Genomic DNA, 17446 nt, shown 5'->3' on the forward strand with positions numbered 1-17446 from the left:
ATCGCCGCCGTCAGCGTCGTCTTGCCGTGGTCAACGTGACCAATCGTGCCGATGTTCACGTGCGGTTTGCTGCGTTCAAACTTTTCCTTTGCCATGATGGCCTCCTTGTCTTGTCGGGAGCCGGGCAATGACCCGGCCTACGGTGGGTGGGTAGGCCGGGCACCATGCCCGGCATCCCGTTATGCGTATTTCGCCTGAATCTCGTCCGAGATGTTCTGCGGAACCGGGTTGTAATGGTCGAACTGCATCGTGAACTGCGCGCGGCCCGAAGACATCGAGCGCAGCGTGTTGATGTAGCCGAACATGTTCGCCAGCGGCACGAAGGCATTGATCGCGACGGCGTTGCCGCGCGGTTCCTGCCCCGACACCTGGCCCCGACGCGAAGTCAGGTCACCGATGATGTTGCCGGTGTATTCTTCCGGCGTGATCACTTCGACCTTCATCATCGGTTCCAACAGCTTTGCGCCGGCCTTTTTGAGACCTTCGCGCATGCACATGCGGGACGCGATTTCGAACGCCAGAACGCTGGAGTCCACATCGTGGAACTTACCGTCGATCAGCGCGACCTTGAAATCGATCACGGGGAAGCCGGCAAGCGGGCCGCTGTCCATGACGGACTGGATGCCCTTTTCCACGCCCGGGATGTATTCCTTGGGCACGGCACCGCCGACGATGCGGGATTCGAAGGAGTAACCTTCGCCCGGCTCGGTCGGGGTGATGATGAGCTTGACCTCGGCATACTGACCCGAACCACCCGACTGCTTCTTGTGGGTGTAGGTGTGCTCGATCTCGTGGCTGATCGTTTCGCGATAGGCCACCTGCGGCGCACCGATGTTCGCCTCGACCTTGAATTCGCGCTTCAGACGATCGACCAGGATGTCGAGGTGCAGTTCGCCCATGCCCTTCATGATGGTCTGGCCGGACTCGAGGTCGGTTTCGACGCGGAAGGAGGGGTCTTCTGCCGCAAGCCGTGCAAGGCCCGCCGACATCTTTTCCTGGTCGCCCTTGGTCTTGGGCTCGACCGCGATCTCGATCACGGGATCGGGGAAGGTCATGGTTTCCAGAACCACCGGTTCTTTCGGGTCGCACAGCGTGTCACCCGTGGTGGTGTCCTTCAGACCCGCCAGCGCGATGATGTCGCCGGCAAATGCCTCTTCGATCTCTTCACGGTTGTTCGAGTGCATCATCATCATGCGCCCGATACGCTCGCGCTTGCCCTTGGTCGAGTTCAGGACGCTGTCGCCCTTGCCCAGGACACCCGAGTAGATGCGGGTGAAGGTCAGCGAGCCGACGAACGGGTCGTTCATGATTTTGAACGCCAGACCGGCGAAGGGCATGTTGTCGTCCGCGCGGCGGGCGATGTTACGCTCTTCGGTTTCGTCATCGGGGCTGAAGCCCATGTAATCGACCACGTCCAGCGGCGACGGCAGGTAATCGACAACGGCGTTCAGCAGCGGCTGCACACCCTTGTTCTTGAATGCCGAACCACACAGAACCGGAACGAATTTCAGCGCCAGCGTGCCCTTGCGGATCAGCTTGCGCAGCGTCGGGATGTCGGGCTCTTCGCCTTCGAGGTACGCCATCATCGCGTCGTCGTCCATTTCGACGGCGTTCTCGATCAGCTTGGCGCGCCATTCGTCGGCGGTGTCCTTGAGGCTGTCGCGGATCGGCTGACGGGTCCAGGATGCACCCAGGTCTTCGCCCTTCCAGGTCCATTCTTCCATGGTCACCAGATCGACGATGCCTTCCAGCTCGTTCTCGGCGCCGATCGGGATCTGGATCGGGGCTGCAATGGCACCGGTGCGATCCTCGATCATGTGCACGCAGTTGAAGAAGTCTGCGCCGATCTTGTCCATCTTGTTGACGAACACGATACGCGGAACCTTGTAACGGTCGGCCTGACGCCACACCGTTTCGGTCTGCGGTTCGACACCGGCGTTAGCGTCGAGCACCGCAACGGCACCGTCAAGCACGGCCAGCGAACGTTCCACCTCGATGGTGAAGTCCACGTGTCCGGGCGTGTCGATGATGTTCATCCGGTACTTGGTGTCCGAGGTGCCTTCGGCGGTCGGATCTTCCTGCCACTGCCAGAAGGTGGTGGTCGCAGCCGAAGTGATCGTGATGCCGCGTTCCTGCTCCTGCTCCATCCAGTCCATGGTGGCTGCACCATCGTGCACCTCACCGATGTTGTGGGACTTGCCGGTGTAGAAAAGGATACGCTCCGAGCAGGTGGTCTTGCCTGCATCGATATGCGCCATGATACCGAAGTTGCGGTACCGTTCGAGGGGATATTCGCGTGCCATTTGGCCTGATCCTTACGGTCTGAATTACCAGCGATAGTGGCTGAACGCCTTGTTGGCGTCGGCCATCTTGTGGGTGTCTTCGCGCTTTTTCACGGCTGCACCGCGCGACTGAACCGCATCGAGCAGTTCGCCGGCAAGGCGCTCTTCCATGGTGTTTTCGTTGCGCGAGCGCGAGGCCGAAATCAGCCAGCGGATGGCCAGGGCCTCACGGCGTTCCGGGCGAACTTCGACCGGCACCTGATAGGTGGCACCACCAACGCGGCGCGAGCGAACTTCGACCGACGGCTTGATGTTGTCGAGCGCCTCGTGGAACACCTCGACGGGGGCGCGCTTGATCTTTTGCTCGACGCGGTCGAGGGCACCGTAGACGATGCGCTCGGCGACGGATTTCTTACCGTCGAGCATCAGGTTGTTCATGAACTTGGTCAGCACCCGGTCGCCATACTTGGCGTCGGGCAGGATTTCGCGTTTTTCAGCGGCGTGACGACGGGACATTCTGTAATCCTCTTACTTCGGACGCTTGGCGCCGTATTTCGAGCGGCGCTGCTTACGATCCTTGACGCCCTGGGTATCCAGAACACCGCGCAGGATGTGGTAGCGCACACCGGGAAGGTCTTTCACACGGCCGCCACGGATCAGGACAACCGAGTGTTCCTGAAGGTTGTGGCTTTCGCCGGGGATATAGCTGATCACCTCGTAGCCGTTGGTCAGGCGCACCTTGGCCACTTTACGCATGGCCGAGTTCGGCTTTTTCGGCGTGGTGGTGTAGACGCGTGTGCAGACGCCGCGCTTTTGCGGGCACTGCTCAAGATGCATCGACTTCGAACGTTTGACTTTGGGCTGCCGCGGCTTGCGGATCAGCTGCTGGATCGTTGGCATTGGGTCTCTTTCCCCGTCTATCAACACATGTGTCTGCGCGGGCATCCCCGCGCGGTTTCCGTTTCAAACCGCCTTGTGCGTCCACAAAGCGAAAAAACCGCCATCGTTCCCATTCCGAGGTGAACGACGCGGTGGGTTTCCAGAGGATCGAGGCAGCATTAGCCTGGATCGTGTCCACTACAGTTCTGATATCGGCATAGGGGGAGACCCCGCGCCGGATGACGGGCGTATAGGGGGAGTCGCGGGGGTTGTCAACAACACGCAATGGCGTGATTGGCGTTCAGTCGCCATGCAGCAATTTCAGCCAGGCGTCATTCAGCCGGCCGTGGTCGATGTTGAACCGTTCTAGCAATGTTTCGCCAAGCGTATCCGCCTTTTGCCAGGCATCGTCGGCATTGTGTGGGTTCACCGATACGCCGCTGTCATTGCCGCCATGCGCGCCGCGCAGATACATCGGCACCTTCGGAAAGGTGATCGTGGGGATACGTTTCCATAACTGCGCATGGTTGAAATCGAGCAGGCTCAGATCGCTTTGAGGCCGCTGAAAAAGAACCAGCGCGGGCGTCCAGTATCGTGACGTCACCGGCTGGAATTGCACCCCGTTGGATTCGGTGCGCAGGATGAAGCCACGATTGAAATCCAGCGCCATCTTTCCACCCGACCGGAAAAGCGCCTTGGTCCGGCTGAAAACGTCGCGCGTGCGCTCGACGATATCGACGGCCGATGCGTCGTCATCGTCAAACCGAATTTCCGCCACCGCGCGTACAGACGGGTCGCGGTGCGACTGCATCACGTCGCGGCAAATGTCCTGATGCGGCTGTCCCTCGGGTGCGTAGACCGGCTTTATCTGCGGCACATCTGCAATGAGCGTGTCGATCCGGTCGCGCGTTTCGCCGGGCAACTGGTCGCCCATCAGCATCACGATCGTAAAGTCGGGATCGGTTTGCGCCCGCAGTGGCGGCAATACGACATGCTCCAGGAAAAACAGGCGCAAAGCCAGGCGCATCGGATCGTACAAGGCCGCGCGGATGGCTTCGAGACCGCCCAACGCTTCGCGCTGAAAGGCACCCGGCGCCGAAGGATAATTCCAGCGGCACAGTCCCAAAACCTGGACCGGAACGGTCATTGCCGCACCGCCTGCGGGCCCCGCGCTAGTTGCCGCTCACGGTAGAGCATGAAGATACCGCTGCCGACGACAACCGCCGCGCCGACCAGCGTGACCGGTGCGGGCCAGTCGCCGAACACCGCCCATCCCAGGATCAACGCCCAGATCAGACCGGTGTATCGAAACGGTGTCACGAACGAGATTTCACCGATCCGCATGACCATCACCGAAAAGAGATACCCGCCGAAGATCATCACCGACGCACCAAGGATCTTAAGGCCGGCCCCGGTCGTCACCGGCACCCAGCTGTCCATGAGGCTGCCAAGACCAAAGAACACCATGACGGCCCCCGATGTCAGGAATGTCACCAGCATCGAAGGGGTCTCGGCACTCAGCCGCCTGGTGCACAGGTCGCGCATCGTGACGAAACCGACCGCAATCAGTGCATAGACGGAATAAAGGGTGAAGCCCTCGGTTCCCGGGCGCACAATCAGCAGGACACCGCACAGGCCGATCAAAATCGCGCTCAGACGACGCCAGCCAAGCGGTTCGGCGAACAGCAAGGCCGCCGTCAATGTCACCACCAGCGGCAGCGATTGCAGGATTGCCGTCACATTGGCCAGAGGCATGTTGAAAAGCGCCGTCAAAAAGAAATAGGCGGCGGCGATCTCGGCCACCAGCCGCAGGCCGACAAGTTGCCAGTCCCGACGCGGAATACGCCGCGAAAATGCCCCGAGCCGCCACGCCAGAAGGCCCACCAGGAACGTGGTCAGCAAACCACGAAGGAAAAGCAACTGGAACAGGGGCAACTCGCCCGCCAGTGCCTTGACGAAAGTGTCGTTCAGGGTGAAGGCCGCCATGCTGGCCATCATCAACAGCGCCCCCTTGAAATTGTCAGTCAAAGCGGCGCCTGTCATGCCTTCTGTCCCGTAACTCGCGTTTCGCACCGACGAAACACCGTATTGCTACGAAAGAAAAGCCCCGTCGCTCAAACGAAAGGCCCCGCCGAAGCGGGGCCTTTGCAGGATTTCAGGAACCTTCAGGCGATCATTCGCGGCTTTCGGGCGTGTCGATCATCGTGTCGAACTCGTCCCCGCCCACGATGTCGTCGGCATCCGGGGCGGCCAGTGCGGCTGCAGCTTCGGCCTCTTCGCGGCGCGCTTCGATCACCTTGTTGTCGCGGCCCTGCGCGATCTGGCGAACGCGCTGGGTTGCCCCGCCGGTACCCGCCGGGATCAGGCGACCCACGATCACGTTCTCCTTCAGGCCGACCAGCTTGTCCACCTTGCCCTGAACCGAAGCTTCGGTCAGCACGCGGGTGGTTTCCTGGAACGACGCCGCCGAGATGAAGCTGCGTGTCTGCAGCGACGCCTTGGTGATGCCCAGCAGGATCGGTTCGCCCGATGCGGGGCGACCGCCCTTGGCCTCGGCCTTGGCATTGGCCGCGTCCAGTTCCTGCTTGTCGACATGTTCGCCCTTCAGAAGCGTGGTGTCCCCGCTGTCGGAGATTTCCCACTTCTGCAGCATCTGGCGCACGATCACCTCGACATGCTTGTCGTTGATCTTCACGCCCTGCAGGCGGTACACGTCCTGGACTTCGTCGATCATGTAGTTGGCAAGCGCCTCGACACCCATGATGGACAGGATGTCATGCGGCGCAGGATTGCCGTCCATGATGTAGTCGCCCTTCTGGACATAGTCGCCTTCCTGGACAGGAATGTGCTTGCCCTTGGGAACCATGTACTCGACCGGTGCCAGGGTATCGTCGGCAGGCTCGATGGTGATGCGGCGCTTATTCTTGTAGTCCTTGCCAAAGCGCACGTAACCATCGACTTCGGCGATGATCGCGTGATCCTTGGGGCGACGGGCTTCGAACAGTTCGGCCACACGCGGCAGACCACCGGTGATGTCCTTGGTCTTCGCACCTTCGCGCGGGATACGCGCGACGACGTCGCCGGCTTCGACCTTCTGGCCGTCTTCGACCGAAAGGATCGCGTCGACGGACATCGGGTAGGTCACCGGGTTGCCGGCATCGTTGCGCACCGGCTCACCGTCTTCACCCACAAGGATGATTTCGGGCTTGAGCTCGTTGCCCTTGGGTGCGGCGCGCCAGTCCATGACGATTTTCTGCGTCATGCCGGTTGCGTCGTCGGTGTCCTCGCGCACGGCGATGCCGCTGACAAGGTCGACGAACTTGGCCGTGCCCGCCTTTTCGGCAAGGATCGGAAGCGTGTAGGGATCCCATTCGAACAGCTTGTCGCCACGGGCAACCTTCTGACCTTCCTTGACGAACAGCTTGGAGCCGTAGCCGACCTTGTGGCTGGCACGTTCCTGGCCGTTTTCGTCCTTGATGATCAGCTTCATGTTGCGGCCCATCACCAGCATTTCGCCGGACGAATTTTCCAGGGTCTGGGCGTTTTCGTATTCGATCACGCCTTCCTGGCTGGCTTCGAGGAACGACTGCTGGCCACCCTGTGCAACGCCGCCGATGTGGAATGTCCGCATCGTCAGCTGGGTGCCGGGTTCACCGATCGACTGTGCCGCGATGATGCCGACGGCTTCGCCGGTGTTCACCATCGTGCCGCGTGCAAGGTCGCGGCCATAGCACATTGCGCAGACACCGTCTTCGCTTTCGCAGGTCAGCGGCGACCGGATGCGCACTGCGGGCAGAGCAGCGTCTTCAACCGCGTCCGCCATACGCTCATCGATCAAAGTGCCCACGGCGATGATGACCTCGCCCGTCGCGGGGTGAACGATGTCCTCGGCCGCGACGCGGCCCAGGATGCGTTCCCCAAGCGATGCGACGACTTCGCCATCGTTGATCGCGGGTTCGGCCGTGATCGAATTGTCGGTTCCGCAGTCATGCTCGCGCACGATGCAATCCTGCGCCACGTCGACAAGACGGCGGGTCAGGTAACCCGAGTTCGCAGTCTTGAGCGCGGTATCCGACAGACCCTTACGGGCGCCGTGCGTGGAGTTGAAGTACTCCAGCACCGTCAGACCTTCCTTGAAGTTCGAAATGATCGGCGTTTCGATGATGTCGCCGTTCGGCTTGGCCATCAGGCCACGCATGCCGCCCAGCTGCTTCATCTGCGTGACGGAACCCCGCGCGCCCGAGTGGGCCATCATGTAAACCGAGTTCGGCTCTTGCACGGCACCGTTGCCGTCGCGGCGTTCGGACGAGATGGTGGACATCATGGCGTCCGTCACCTTGTCGTTGCACTTCGACCAGGCGTCGACGACCTTGTTGTACTTTTCGCCCTGGGTAATCAGGCCGTCCATGTACTGCTGTTCAAAGTCTTTCACCTGCTCGCGGGTTTCGTCCACGATGCTCCACTTGTTGTCGGGGATCACCATGTCGTCCTTGCCGAACGAGATACCGGCGCGGAACGCTTCCTTGAAGCCCATGCCCATGATCTGGTCACAGAAGATGACCGACTCCTTCTGGCCGCAATAGCGGTAGACGGTGTCGATGGTCTGCTGCACCTCTTTCTTGCGCAGCAGGCGGTTGACCAGCTCGAACGGCGCCTTTGCGTTCAGCGGCAGCAGCGCGCCAAGGCGCACACGGCCGGGCGTCGTGTCGTAACGCTTCCAGACTTCGTTGCCTTCCTCGTCGATCTGCTTGATGCGGCACTGGATCTTGGCGTGCAGGTGCACCTCACCGGCGTTCAGCGCATGCTCGACCTCTTCGATCGAGGCAAAGGTCATGCCCTCGCCCTTCATGCCTTCGCGTTCGATGGTGGTGTAATAGAGGCCAAGGATCATGTCCTGCGACGGAACGATGATCGGCGCGCCGTTCGCGGGCGACAGAACGTTGTTCGTCGACATCATCAGCACGCGCGCTTCCAGCTGCGCTTCGAGGCTCAGCGGGACGTGCACGGCCATCTGGTCGCCGTCGAAGTCGGCGTTGAAGGCCGAACACACCAGCGGGTGAAGCTGGATCGCCTTGCCTTCGATCAGAACCGGCTCGAACGCCTGGATACCCAGGCGGTGCAGCGTGGGCGCGCGGTTCAGAAGGACCGGATGCTCACGGATCACCTCGTCCAGGATGTCCCATACTTCGGGGCGTTCCTTTTCGACCAGCTTCTTCGCCTGCTTCACGGTCGAGCTGAGGCCCTTGGCCTCGAGCCGCGAGTAGATGAACGGCTTAAACAGCTCCAGCGCCATCTTCTTGGGCAGGCCGCACTGGTGCAGCTTCAATTCGGGGCCGGTCACGATGACCGAACGGCCCGAAAAGTCGACGCGCTTGCCCAGCAGGTTCTGGCGGAACCGGCCCTGCTTGCCTTTCAGCATGTCGGACAGCGATTTCAGCGGGCGCTTGTTCGCACCGGTGATCACGCGGCCGCGGCGGCCGTTGTCGAACAGGGCGTCGACCGCTTCCTGCAGCATCCGCTTTTCGTTGCGCACGATGATATCGGGCGCACGCAGTTCGATCAGGCGCTTCAGGCGGTTGTTCCGGTTGATCACCCGACGATAGAGATCGTTCAGGTCCGAGGTCGCGAAGCGGCCACCGTCGAGCGGCACCAGCGGGCGCAGTTCGGGCGGAATGACCGGGATCACAGTCATGATCATCCATTCCGGGCGGTTGCCGGACTCCAGGAAGCTTTCGACGACCTTCAGACGCTTGATGATCTTCTTGGGCTTCAGCTCACCGGTGGCTTCGGCCAGGTCGGCGCGCAGTTGCTCGGCCTCGGCTTCGAGGTCGATATTGGCCAGCATCTCGCGGATCGCCTCGGCGCCGATATTGGCGGTGAAGGCATCCATGCCGAAGGCGTCCTGGGCGTCCAGGTATTCCTCTTCGGTCATCAACTGGCCGTATTGCAGGTCGGTCAGGCCCGGTTCGATCACCACGTAGTTTTCGAAGTACAGGATGCGTTCGAGATCGCGCAGGGTCATGTCCAGCATCAGGCCGATGCGGCTGGGCAGCGACTTGAGGAACCAGATATGCGCCACCGGAGCGGCCAGTTCGATGTGCCCCATGCGTTCGCGGCGGACCTTTTGCAGGGTCACCTCGACACCGCATTTTTCGCAGACGACGCCGCGATACTTCATGCGCTTGTACTTGCCGCACAGGCATTCGTAATCCTTGATCGGGCCAAAGATACGCGCGCAGAACAGGCCGTCACGCTCGGGTTTGAACGTGCGGTAGTTGATGGTTTCCGGCTTCTTGATCTCGCCATAGGACCACGAAAGGATACGCTCGGGCGATGCCAGCGAGACGCGGATTTCGTCGAACACCTTGGGCGGCGTCAGCGGGTTGAACGGGTTGTTCGTCAGTTCCTGGTTCATTTTCAATTCCTTGACAGAGGGCAGAGGGGGATGAGGACGGGGGGTGCCCCCGTCACTCGTCTTCCTCCGCATCCAGGAGTTCCATGTTCAGGCCGAGGCCGCGGACTTCTTTCACCAGAACGTTAAAGCTCTCGGGAACGCCCGCTTCGAAATTGTCCTCGCCCTTGACGATGCTTTCATAGACCTTGGTCCGGCCTGCCACGTCGTCCGACTTGACCGTCAGCATTTCCTGCAGGGTGTAGGCGGCGCCGTACGCTTCAAGCGCCCAGACCTCCATTTCCCCGAAACGCTGACCGCCGAACTGCGCCTTGCCGCCCAGCGGCTGCTGGGTGACCAGGCTGTACGGGCCAGTGGACCGCGCGTGGATCTTGTCGTCCACCAGGTGGTGCAGCTTGAGCAGGTACTTGACGCCAACGGTGACCGGGCGGGCAAACTGCTCGCCGGTGCGCCCGTCGAACAGGACCGACTGGCCGCTTTCGTCGAAACCGGCGCGGCGCAGCGCGTCGTTCACGTCGCCTTCCTTGGCGCCGTCGAAGACCGGCGTTGCAATCGGTACACCGCGGGTGACGTTTGTCGCCGCTTCGATCAGCGCACCTTCGTCCATGCCGACAATGCCTTCTTCATAGACATCCTCGCCATAGGCCAGGCGCATCGCCTCGCGCACCGGGGTCAGGTCGCCGGACCGGCGGTAATCCTGCAGTGCGTCGTCGATCTTGATCCCCAGACCGCGCGCGGCCCAACCCATGTGGGTTTCGAGGATCTGACCGACGTTCATCCGGCTGGGCACGCCCAGCGGATTGAGGCAGATATCGACCGGGGTGCCGTCCGAAAGGAAGGGCATGTCCTCGATCGGGACGACCTTGGAAACGACACCCTTGTTGCCGTGACGGCCGGCCATCTTGTCGCCCGGCTGCAGCTTGCGCTTCACCGCGACGAACACCTTGACCATCTTCATCACGCCCGGCGGCAGGTCGTCGCCACGGCGGACCTTTTCGACCTTGTCCTCGAAACGGGCATCGAGAGCACGTTTCTGTGCTTCGTACTGCTCGTGCAGGGCTTCGACGATCTGGGCGTCGGCCTCTTCCTTGAGGGCGAGCTGCCACCACTGGCCACGGGTCAGGCTGTCCAGAAGATCATCGGTGATTTCCGAGTTCGCCTTGACGCCTTTCGGGCCCTTGACGGCAACCTTGCCCAGGATCATCGACTTCAGACGCGCATAGATGTTGCGATCCAGGATCGCCATCTCGTCGTCGCGGTCACGCGCCAGGCGTTCGACTTCCTCGCGCTCGATCTGCAGGGCACGCTCGTCTTTCTCGACGCCGTGACGGTTGAACACACGCACTTCGACCACGGTGCCGTAGTCGCCCGGCTTGACCCGCAGCGAGGTGTCGCGCACGTCGCTTGCCTTTTCGCCAAAGATGGCGCGCAGCAGCTTTTCTTCCGGCGTCATCGGGCTTTCGCCCTTCGGGGTGATCTTGCCGACCAGGATATCGCCCGGCTCGACGTCGGCGCCGATGTAGACGATGCCAGCCTCGTCGAGGTTGCGCAGCGCCTCTTCACCGACGTTCGGGATGTCGCGGGTGATCTCTTCCGGGCCAAGCTTAGTGTCGCGCGCGGCGACTTCGAATTCCTCGATGTGGATCGACGTGAACACGTCGTCGCGGACGATGCGCTCCGAGATCAGGATCGAGTCTTCGTAGTTGTAGCCGTTCCAGGGCATGAACGCGACGACCACGTTCTTGCCGAGCGCCAGCTCACCCAGGTCGGTCGACGGACCGTCTGCGATTACTTCGCCCTTCTGGACCGTGTCACCCACCTTCACCAGCGGACGCTGGTTGATACAGGTGTTCTGGTTCGACCGCTGGAACTTGCGCATGCGGTAGATATCGACGCCCGCATCCCCCAGTTCGAGGTCTTCGGTCGCACGGATCACGATCCGGCTTGCATCGACCTGGTCGACCACACCGGCGCGGCGCGCCTGGTGTGCCGCGCCCGAGTCGACGGCAACCTTGGCTTCGATGCCGGTACCGACCAGCGGCGCCTCGGCCCGCAGAAGCGGAACCGCCTGACGTTGCATGTTCGACCCCATCAGCGCGCGGTTGGCGTCGTCGTTTTCCAGGAACGGAATAAGCGAGGCCGCGACCGACACCAGCTGCTTGGGCGACACGTCGATCAGATCGACGCTTTCGTTCGGCGCCAGCGTATAGTCGCCGGACTGGCGGGTGTTCACCATCTCGTTGATGAACTTGCCTTTTTCGTCCAGCGTGGCGTTGGCCTGCGCGATGGTGTGGCGCATTTCCTCGGTCGCGGACATGTAGTGCACTTCGTCCGTCACCTGCCCGTCCTTGACGACACGGTAAGGAGTTTCGATGAAGCCATACTTGTTCACGCGCGCGAAGGTGGCGAGCGAGTTGATCAGACCAATATTCGGGCCTTCCGGCGTTTCAATCGGGCACATCCGGCCGTAATGCGTCGGGTGCACGTCGCGCACCTCGAAGCCGGCGCGCTCGCGCGTCAGGCCGCCCGGGCCAAGCGCCGAAAGGCGCCGCTTGTGCGTGACTTCCGACAGCGGGTTGGTCTGGTCCATGAACTGCGACAGCTGCGACGAGCCAAAGAACTCGCGCACGGCTGCGGCGGCCGGTTTGGCGTTGATCAGATCTTGCGGCATGACCGTGTCGATTTCGACAGACGACATACGCTCCTTGATCGCACGCTCCATACGCAGCAGGCCAACGCGGTACTGGTTTTCCATCAGCTCACCGACAGAGCGCACACGGCGGTTGCCGAGGTGGTCGATATCGTCGATGTCGCCCTTGCCATCGCGCAGTTCCACCAGCGCCTTGATGCAGGCGACGATGTCTTCGCGATCCAGCGTGCGCTGGGTGTCGGGCTTGTCCAGCGCCAGGCGCATGTTCATCTTCACGCGGCCGACGGCGGACAGGTCATACCGCTCGCTGTCGAAGAACAGCGTGTCGAACAGCGCCTCGGCGGCTTCGACGGTCGGCGGTTCACCCGGACGCATGACGCGGTAGATATCCATGAGCGCGCTTTCGCGGTTCATGTTCTTGTCCTGCGCCATCGTGTTGCGCATGTACGGGCCGACATTGATGTTGTCGATGTCCAGCACCGGAATCTCGGTCACGCCGGCGTCGATCAGTTCCTTGATCGAACCGCCGATCATCGCGCCATCCTTGTCGTATTCGACAGTCAGCTCGTCACCGGCTTCGACATAGATCGCGCCGTTTTCCTCGTTGATGAGGTCACGGGCAACGAACTTGCCGATGATGTTCTCGAACGGAACCAGCAGCTCGGTGACCTTGCCTTCGTCTTTCAGCTGCTTGACGGCGCGCGGGGTGATCTTCTTGCCGGCTTCGGCGATCACTTCGCCGGTTGCGGCGTCCACCAGATCAAAGGGCGGACGCGTGCCGCGCACGCGATCGGGGAAGAACTTGGTGGCCCAACCTTTGCCCTTCTCCAGCTTGTACGAGACCTCGTCGTAATAGGCCTGCATGATGTCTTCCTGATCCAGCCCAAGGGCATAAAGCAGGGTCGTCACCGGCAGTTTGCGGCGGCGGTCGATACGCGAAAAGACGATGTCCTTGGCGTCGAATTCGAAATCCAGCCACGAGCCGCGATAGGGAATGATGCGGCAGGCGAAAAGCAATTTGCCCGAGCTGTGGGTCTTGCCCTTGTCGTGGTCGAAGAACACGCCGGGGCTGCGGTGCATCTGGGAAACGATCACACGCTCGGTACCGTTCACGATGAAGGTGCCGTTCGGCGTCATCAGGGGCATGTCGCCCATGAACACGTCCTGTTCCTTGATGTCTTTCACCGACTTGGCGCCGGTATCTTCGTCCACATCAAAAACGATCAGGCGCAGCGTCACTTTCAGCGGCGCGGAATAGGTCATGTCGCGCTGCTGGCATTCATCGACGTCGTATTTCGGCTTTTCCAGCTCGTATTTCACGAATTCCAGCACGCTGGTTTCGTTGAAATCCTTGATCGGAAAGACCGACTGGAACACGCCCATCAGGCCTTCGCCATCGGTGGGCTGCGGCTGGTCGCCGGAATTCAGGAAAAGATCGTACGAGGATTTCTGAACCTCGATTAGGTTCGGCATCTCCAGCACTTCGCGGATTTTGCCGAAATACTTGCGCAAACGTTTCTGGCCAAGGAAGGACTGAGCCATATGTCTGGTCACCTTTCGTTTCTCATCAGACGTCACGACCGTCGGGCCCCGGTCATGCGCCCATCCGAAACAGGGGGTTCTGGATCAATTCCCGGGCATTGTCCCACCAACGCCCTCCCGATCCGGTGAACCGCGCCTTGGAAAACGCCCCCTCGATGGGGCCCTTGCCAAGACAGGTTCGGCTGGGCCCGGGATTTGCCCGGACCCAGCCAATTTCTTCGTCCCCGGGGCACGCCCCGGCGCTGATTACTTCAGCTCGACTTCGGCGCCAGCTGCTTCCAGCTTGGCTTTGATGTCTTCGGCTTCTGCCTTGTCGACGCCTTCTTTCACGGCTTTGCCGCCGGCTTCGACCAGTTCCTTGGCTTCTTTCAGGCCCAGGCCGGTGATGCCGCGAACTTCCTTGATCACGTTGATCTTGGATGCGCCTGCCGACTTCAGGATGACGTCGAACTCGGTCTGCTCTTCAGCAGCCGCGCCTGCGTCACCGCCAGCCGCCGGGCCAGCCATCATCACTGCGCCGCCAGCGGCGGGCTCGATGCCGTACTCATCCTTCAGGATGGTTTTCAGTTCTTGTGCTTCGAGAAGCGTCAGACCAACGATCTCTTCTGCGAGTTTCTTCAGATCAGCCATTTTACTGTTTCCGTCTATTTAGATGTGTTCCAACGTCAGGCAATCGCCACGACGCGGGGTTTCAGGTTGCTCAAGCCGCCTCGGCCTTCTCTTCGATGGTCGAGAGGATGCTTGCGATGTTCGAAGCAGGTGCGCCAATGGCCCCGGCAATGTTCGAAGCGGGTGCGCCGATGCAGCCCACGATCGAAGCAATAAGCTCCTCGCGCGACGGCATTTTCGACACGGCTTCGACACCGGCCCGGTCCAGAGCGTTCTCGCCCATTGCACCGCCAAGGATTTCGAACTTTTTGTTCTCCTTGGCGAAGTCCTCGGCCACCTTGGCTGCTGCCACGGGGTCTTCGGAATAGGCAAGAACGGTCATGCCCGACAGAAGGCTCGCAATGCTTTCGCACGGCTTTCCCTCAAGGGCGATCTTGGCGAGCCTGTTCTTGGCAACGCGTACGGACCCGCCCGCTTCACGCATTTTGGCGCGCAGGTCCTGCATCTCGGCAACCGTGATCCCCGCGTAGTGTGCTACCACCACGACGCCAGAGCTTTCGAAGATCTGGCCGAGTTCTTCGACCACTTTCTCTTTCTGGGCTCTATCCACAGTTTCACTCCAAGTTTGGGGGTTGCCCCCCGGCTCATATTTGGCGGGTTCCCCCGCCGTTCGGGTCCAATTTCAGGGTCCCGAGGCCAGATCGCCCGAGGGGTTCACACCCGACGGTCAATTGTCTCGTTCCCCATCTCAGGAAGGAATTATAGGGCTTGCGCCCAACCCTCCGTCTCGGACAGGACAGGGCCGTTTCCGGCCCCGCCATTCAGCGGGTCACCCCGCGGAATTCTTATTCGGCCGTAACGTTGGCCACGTCGATCGACACGCCAGGGCCCATGGTCGAGCTCAGCGACACCTTTTTCATATAGGTGCCCTTGGCGCCCGCTGGCTTCGCCCTGGCGACGGCCGACACGAATGCACGGATGTTTTCCACCAGCTTGCCTTCGTCGAACGATGCCTTGCCGACACCTGCGTGCACGACACCGGCCTTTTCGACCTTGAACTGGACTTCACCGCCCTTCGCGGCCTTGACCGCATCGGCGACATCCATGGTCACGGTGCCGACCTTGGGGTTCGGCATCAGGTTGCGCGGGCCAAGCACCTTACCCAGACGGCCGACGATCGGCATCATGTCGGGGGTCGCGATGCAGCGGTCGAAATCGATCTTGCCGCCCTGGATGGTTTCCATCAGGTCTTCGGCGCCGACGATGTCCGCTCCGGCTTCCTTGGCTTCGTCCGCCTTGGGGCCACGGGCGAAGACGGCGACGCGCACGTCCTTGCCGGTGCCGTTCGGCAGGCCGACCACACCGCGGACCATCTGGTCTGCGTGGCGCGGGTCGACGCCCAGGTTCACGGAAATCTCGATGGTTTCATCGAATTTCGCAGTGGCGTTACCCTTGACCAGGGACACCGCTTCCTCGACCGACAGGTTTTCCTTGCCGACAAAGGCTTCGCGTGCTGCGCGGGTACGTTTTCCGAGTTTTGCCATCTTACTTCACCTCGATGCCCATGGACCGCGCCGAACCCAGGATGATCTGCATGGCGGCGTCGATATCGTTGGCGTTGAGGTCTTTCATCTTTGCCTCGGCGATTTCGCGCACCTGCGCGACGGTCACGGTGCCCACGGTCTCGCGACCAGGGGCGTTCGCGCCCGATTTCAGCTTGGCGGCCTTCTTCAGATAGTACGACGCCGGCGGCGTCTTGATGTCCATCGTGAAGGACTTGTCCTGGTAGTAATGGATCACCGTCGGGCAAGGTGCGCCCGGCTCCATGTCCGCCGTCTTGGCGTTGAAGGCCTTGGTGAATTCCATGATGTTGATGCCGCGCTGACCCAGTGCGGGGCCCACGGGCGGCGAGGGGTTCGCCTGACCGGCGGGCACCTGAAGTTTCAGCGTGCCGACGAGTTTCTTGGCCATCTGGCCTCTCCTTCTTTCCAACAGCCCGCTGACGCGTCAGCCGGGCTTTTCGTTGTCGTGGTCCGGTCCGGGCATCGCGACGCCCTCGCCTCCCACGGCTCGTCACTCAGATCACGATTGCTTCGTGACCTGCGTGAATTCCAGTTCGACCGGGGTTTCCCGGCCAAAGATCGACACCGACACCTTGAGGCGCTGGTTGTCTTCGTCCACTTCCTCGATCATGCCGTCGAAATCCTCGAAAGGACCGTCGTTGACCTTGACCTTTTCGCCCACCTCGAAACGGATGAGCGTGCGCGGCGCTTCTTCACCCTCGGCCACACGGCCCAGGATCGCCTGAACTTCGGCGTCACGCATCGGCATCGGGCGCCCCTGCGGACCAAGGAACCCGGTCACGCGGTTGATCGAGTTGATCAGGTGATAGCCGCGGTCGGACATTTCCATGCGCACCAGAACGTAGCCGGGCATGAAACGGCGCTCGGTCGTCACCTTTTTCCCGCGGCGCACCTCGATCACTTCTTCGGTCGGCACAAGAACTTCCTCGATCTGGTCTTCCAGACCGTTCTCCGAGACAGCCTGCCTGATCTGCTCGGCGACTTTCTTCTCGAAATTCGAGAGAACGCTCACCGAATACCAACGCTTCGCCATCTTGACCTCAGTCCTTGCCTTTTCGGCCCGCTGACCGAAAACTTGTTTGAATTCTTGCACTTACGCGCACGACCCGAAACAAAAAATCGGCGTGCAACACGAATCGCCGCACGCCATATTCGGATCAGACCTGCCTGTTACAAAGAATGCTCAGGCTTGGCAACCCTGACGGGCGGAATTTCGCGGTGTCCGGCGCTTAGCCGAAGACGGTCAGGATCGCCTGCAGCCCAGAGCGGATCAGCAGGTCAACCAGACCGAAGAAAACGGCAGTCAGTGCCGCCATGATGAATACCATCACCGTGGTCAGCACCACTTCGCGGCGGGTCGGCCAGACCACCTTGGACACTTCGGCCCGGGTCTGCTGAATGAACTGGAGGGGGTTCGTGCGCGCCATGCCTGCACCTTTTCAATCGGATCAGAGGCCCACATACTTGCCCGTTGCCACAAATTCAAGGG

14 protein-coding genes are annotated in these 17446 nt (G+C 61.2%); all 14 read right to left on the reverse strand.

Translation table 11 applies throughout. The features are described from left to right. A partial coding sequence (locus BLT50_RS04720; RefSeq protein ID WP_002583150.1) for a GTP-binding protein occupies positions 1-95 on the reverse strand: 95 nt, incomplete at its 3' end. 84 nt (positions 96-179) lie between these two features. After that, positions 180-2303: an elongation factor G gene (gene fusA, locus BLT50_RS04725; protein ID WP_090027115.1), complete on the reverse strand. Its 2124-nt coding sequence runs from the start codon at positions 2301-2303 to the stop codon at positions 180-182. A gap of 24 nt (positions 2304-2327) precedes the next feature. After that, entirely contained in the window at positions 2328-2798 is a 471-nt protein-coding gene (gene rpsG, locus BLT50_RS04730) for a 30S ribosomal protein S7 (protein ID WP_090027117.1), read from the reverse strand. 12 nt (positions 2799-2810) lie between these two features. Beyond that, positions 2811-3182, reverse strand: a complete 372-nt coding sequence (gene rpsL / locus BLT50_RS04735; RefSeq protein ID WP_005980675.1) for a 30S ribosomal protein S12 — start codon at positions 3180-3182, stop codon at positions 2811-2813. Between the two features lie 280 nt (positions 3183-3462). Continuing rightward, positions 3463-4308, reverse strand: coding sequence for a glycosyltransferase (locus BLT50_RS04740; protein ID WP_090027119.1), 846 nt, complete (start codon positions 4306-4308; stop codon positions 3463-3465). After that, on the reverse strand, positions 4305-5204 hold the full coding sequence (locus tag BLT50_RS04745) for a DMT family transporter (protein WP_090027121.1): 900 nt from the start codon (positions 5202-5204) through the stop codon (positions 4305-4307). Before BLT50_RS04745 ends, BLT50_RS04740 begins: the two co-directional genes overlap by 4 nt. Before the next feature lie 130 nt (positions 5205-5334). After that, on the reverse strand, positions 5335-9576 hold the full coding sequence (gene rpoC, locus BLT50_RS04750) for a DNA-directed RNA polymerase subunit beta' (RefSeq protein WP_090027123.1): 4242 nt from the start codon (positions 9574-9576) through the stop codon (positions 5335-5337). Positions 9577-9628: 52 nt separating this feature from the next. Continuing rightward, positions 9629-13765: a DNA-directed RNA polymerase subunit beta gene (rpoB, locus tag BLT50_RS04755; protein WP_090027125.1), complete on the reverse strand. Its 4137-nt coding sequence runs from the start codon at positions 13763-13765 to the stop codon at positions 9629-9631. Positions 13766-14011: 246 nt separating this feature from the next. Then, positions 14012-14395 (reverse strand): 50S ribosomal protein L7/L12, encoded by a 384-nt coding sequence (gene rplL, locus BLT50_RS04760; RefSeq protein ID WP_090027127.1) that lies wholly within the window; start codon positions 14393-14395, stop codon positions 14012-14014. A 70-nt stretch (positions 14396-14465) separates the two neighbouring features. Further along, positions 14466-14984 carry a 50S ribosomal protein L10 gene (gene rplJ, locus BLT50_RS04765; protein WP_090027129.1) on the reverse strand — a complete coding sequence of 173 codons (519 nt, stop codon included), beginning with the start codon at positions 14982-14984 and terminating at the stop codon, positions 14466-14468. A 235-nt stretch (positions 14985-15219) separates the two neighbouring features. Further along, positions 15220-15918: a 50S ribosomal protein L1 gene (rplA, locus tag BLT50_RS04770; RefSeq protein ID WP_090027131.1), complete on the reverse strand. Its 699-nt coding sequence runs from the start codon at positions 15916-15918 to the stop codon at positions 15220-15222. Between the two features lies 1 nt (position 15919). After that, positions 15920-16345 (reverse strand): 50S ribosomal protein L11, encoded by a 426-nt coding sequence (rplK, locus tag BLT50_RS04775; protein ID WP_090027133.1) that lies wholly within the window; start codon positions 16343-16345, stop codon positions 15920-15922. 111 nt (positions 16346-16456) lie between these two features. Beyond that, positions 16457-16990 carry a transcription termination/antitermination protein NusG gene (gene nusG, locus BLT50_RS04780; protein ID WP_090027924.1) on the reverse strand — a complete coding sequence of 178 codons (534 nt, stop codon included), beginning with the start codon at positions 16988-16990 and terminating at the stop codon, positions 16457-16459. A gap of 196 nt (positions 16991-17186) precedes the next feature. Continuing rightward, positions 17187-17384 carry a preprotein translocase subunit SecE gene (secE, locus tag BLT50_RS04785; protein ID WP_090027135.1) on the reverse strand — a complete coding sequence of 66 codons (198 nt, stop codon included), beginning with the start codon at positions 17382-17384 and terminating at the stop codon, positions 17187-17189. Positions 17385-17446: the final 62 nt, after the last annotated feature.

The sequence above is a fragment of the Lutimaribacter saemankumensis genome, from assembly GCF_900100005.1.
GTDB classification, from domain to species: Bacteria; Pseudomonadota; Alphaproteobacteria; order Rhodobacterales; family Rhodobacteraceae; genus Lutimaribacter; species Lutimaribacter saemankumensis.

Coding starts and splice junctions, on each gene's coding strand:
- secE (WP_090027135.1), bottom strand. CDS start 17,384: ATGGCGCGCACGAACCCCCTCCAGTTCATTCAGCAGACCCGGGCCGAA.
- rpoB (WP_090027125.1), bottom strand. CDS start 13,765: ATGGCTCAGTCCTTCCTTGGCCAGAAACGTTTGCGCAAGTATTTCGGC.
- rpoC (WP_090027123.1), bottom strand. CDS start 9,576: ATGAACCAGGAACTGACGAACAACCCGTTCAACCCGCTGACGCCGCCC.
- nusG (WP_090027924.1), bottom strand. CDS start 16,990: ATGGCGAAGCGTTGGTATTCGGTGAGCGTTCTCTCGAATTTCGAGAAG.
- fusA (WP_090027115.1), bottom strand. CDS start 2,303: ATGGCACGCGAATATCCCCTCGAACGGTACCGCAACTTCGGTATCATG.
- BLT50_RS04740 (WP_090027119.1), bottom strand. CDS start 4,308: ATGACCGTTCCGGTCCAGGTTTTGGGACTGTGCCGCTGGAATTATCCT.
- rplA (WP_090027131.1), bottom strand. CDS start 15,918: ATGGCAAAACTCGGAAAACGTACCCGCGCAGCACGCGAAGCCTTTGTC.
- BLT50_RS04745 (WP_090027121.1), bottom strand. CDS start 5,204: ATGACAGGCGCCGCTTTGACTGACAATTTCAAGGGGGCGCTGTTGATG.
- rplK (WP_090027133.1), bottom strand. CDS start 16,345: ATGGCCAAGAAACTCGTCGGCACGCTGAAACTTCAGGTGCCCGCCGGT.
- rpsL (WP_005980675.1), bottom strand. CDS start 3,182: ATGCCAACGATCCAGCAGCTGATCCGCAAGCCGCGGCAGCCCAAAGTC.
- rplL (WP_090027127.1), bottom strand. CDS start 14,395: ATGGCTGATCTGAAGAAACTCGCAGAAGAGATCGTTGGTCTGACGCTT.
- rpsG (WP_090027117.1), bottom strand. CDS start 2,798: ATGTCCCGTCGTCACGCCGCTGAAAAACGCGAAATCCTGCCCGACGCC.